Consider the following 2089-nt stretch of genomic DNA (forward strand, 5'->3'; position numbering starts at 1 on the left):
GCGCCCACCGGCCCGACCTGCTGCGCGACCCCGACCCGGCGCTGGTGCGCAAGCTGATCGACGCCGCCCGCGGCCACGCCCGGATGGTCACCCTGAGGTGCGCGGGCGCCCATCTCGACGTCTACGACAGCGGGGACCGGATCGACCTCGATGTCGCCGTCCGCGTCGGCAGCGGGCTCTCCTCCGGCGATCCCAAGGTTCGGCTGGCCGTCACGAGCCCGCCGGACTGCCCACCGGAGACCTACGGGTCCGGAGACGTGACCGTTCACGTCAAGCGACTCGTTCCCCGCATCGACAGGGTCGACCCCCCTGACGTGGAGGAACGGGGGCCGGTCACTTTCGAGGGCAGCAATCTCGGCCTGGTGCGCTGGGCGGTGTTCGCGGACGAAGACGGCAGGACGGTCATCACGGATGCCAAGGGTAGCGATGTCGGCTACCTGGCGACGTCGAAGCGCCCGCCGGGGCTGGCCAACGGGTGCGGAAAGGTCTGGCTCTCCACTGCCGATACGCAGAACGAGATCGCGCCGGGCAACACGAGCAATAGTCTGGACATCGTCTTCGAGAATCCGTAGCGGCATCGCGTGTCCCGCCGGATCGGGTTTCTCCCGGGCCGTGCGCAAAGGGGAGTGCTGCGCCCACGTCCCGACAGGGGCATTTTATCAATGATTCGTCAGCGAATCATCTTGGTGGTGATGTTGTTGATGTATCTCCATGAAACTGTGTTTCCCGACCGAATGGGGTTGCCCAGCCGCCGGTGGGCTTTTAGATTGGATTCAGGTCTTGCTCCACCGGGGCTAATTCCGACCGACGGCACGCGTGAGAGAAGAGGAGGCGAGACAGGATGGGCATGCACATTACCTCCGTTTACCCGCCCCAGGTCGAGGCGGGCGGACCGGTTCATCTGGAGGGCAGTGACCTCGGCCTGGCGCGCTGGGCGGTGTTCACGGACGAAGACAGCAAGCACAGCCTGACCGTGCCCGCGACCGGGGTGGACGTCGGCAGGGCGGCCGACTCGGTATGCCCCGACGGTCTGGATACGAGTGAGGGGACGATCGCCCTCTCGGACGCCAAGACGAAGGATCAGGTCAATTCGTCGAACACCAGCAATTCGGTACCCCTCGGCTTCGTCGCGCGGTGACACCGCGCGCCTGCGTACGAAAAGCGCAGGGGTGATACGGATCCGCCCGCCATCCTGTGATGACGGGCGGATTCGACCTCGGACCCGTGTCCAAGGCATCGGCAAGCCGAGGTGTTCGTAGCACCGCGCGTCCGTCTCGCTAGGACCGCCGGAGTCCGAGGGCCGCGCGGATGCGGCCGGCGACCGCCCGCAGGACGGCGAGGTCGTGGGTGCCGGGCAGGGGCGGGGCCGGTTCGCCGCGCTGGGCGGCCCGGTGGCTGTCGAGGAGGTGCTGCTGCAGTGCGTTCATGTCCTCACCCTGCGCCCGGCGCGCCCCTCCCGTCCCGTCGATTGACGGTACTGGTCAAACGACGGGACGGCGCCGCCGCCCGATCCGGCACCATGGTGGGGTGAGCGTGACCATAGACATCACCGGACTGCCGCACGAGCGGATCATCTTCTGCCCCTCGCCGCTGGCCGAACTCGGCAACGCCCTGCACGCGCTGGCCGAGCCCGCTCACCACCCACGCCTGCACGCGTGGACGACGGCGACCTCCGCCACGCTCGAACCGGAGCTCGCCGACCGGCTCGTCGAGGCCGACTTCATGTGGCGCTCGACCCGCTCCGACTTCCTGATGCCGCCCCGGCCCCGGGAGACGCTCGCCGAGGAACTGGACGACCTCGACCAGCTGGACGACGAGACCTTCGTCGGCTCGGCCCTGGAGATCTCCTGCAACAGCAGCCGCTACTCGCAGGGCATGCCCTCGCCGCTGACCGACGGCCGGTCGCGGCGCCGCGCGCTCGACCTCGCCGCCGCGCGCGGCCCGCGCCAGGCGGCCTTCGTCGAACGGACGCTCGCCGACCCCACCGGCACCCGCGCCTGGATCCGGCGCCTCCTGGAGGACTGCGACCGGGCGTTCTTCGCCGACGCCTGGCGCCGCGTCCAGGTCCAGCTCGCCGCCGACGCCCGGC

4 protein-coding genes are annotated in these 2089 nt (G+C 69.5%); 3 read left to right on the plus strand and 1 reads right to left on the minus strand.

Annotated elements, in window-relative coordinates:
* Positions 1 to 572 (plus strand): hypothetical protein (locus ACWDCZ_RS40725; protein WP_449818643.1); only part of this gene is annotated, 572 nt, incomplete at its 5' end.
* Between the two features lie 269 nt (positions 573 to 841).
* A complete protein-coding gene (locus ACWDCZ_RS40730; RefSeq protein ID WP_049649570.1) occupies positions 842 to 1138 on the plus strand; it encodes a hypothetical protein in 297 nt (98 codons plus the stop codon).
* 139 nt (positions 1139 to 1277) lie between these two features.
* Here ACWDCZ_RS40730 and ACWDCZ_RS40735 read toward each other — a convergent pair whose 3' ends face one another.
* Positions 1278 to 1427 carry a hypothetical protein gene (locus ACWDCZ_RS40735; protein ID WP_199823037.1) on the minus strand — a complete coding sequence of 50 codons (150 nt, stop codon included), beginning with the start codon at positions 1425 to 1427 and terminating at the stop codon, positions 1278 to 1280.
* Between the two features lie 100 nt (positions 1428 to 1527).
* Here ACWDCZ_RS40735 and ACWDCZ_RS40740 point away from each other — a divergent pair.
* A partial coding sequence (locus tag ACWDCZ_RS40740; protein WP_449818644.1) for a DUF5937 family protein occupies positions 1528 to 2089 on the plus strand: 562 nt, incomplete at its 3' end.

The organism is Kitasatospora sp. NPDC001225 (assembly GCF_053597855.1).

Excerpts from the sequence above, each read along its gene's own strand:
- ACWDCZ_RS40730 (WP_049649570.1), top strand. The coding sequence starts at position 842 with ATGGGCATGCACATTACCTCCGTTTACCCGCCCCAGGTCGAGGCGGGC.
- ACWDCZ_RS40735 (WP_199823037.1), bottom strand. The coding sequence starts at position 1,427 with ATGAACGCACTGCAGCAGCACCTCCTCGACAGCCACCGGGCCGCCCAG.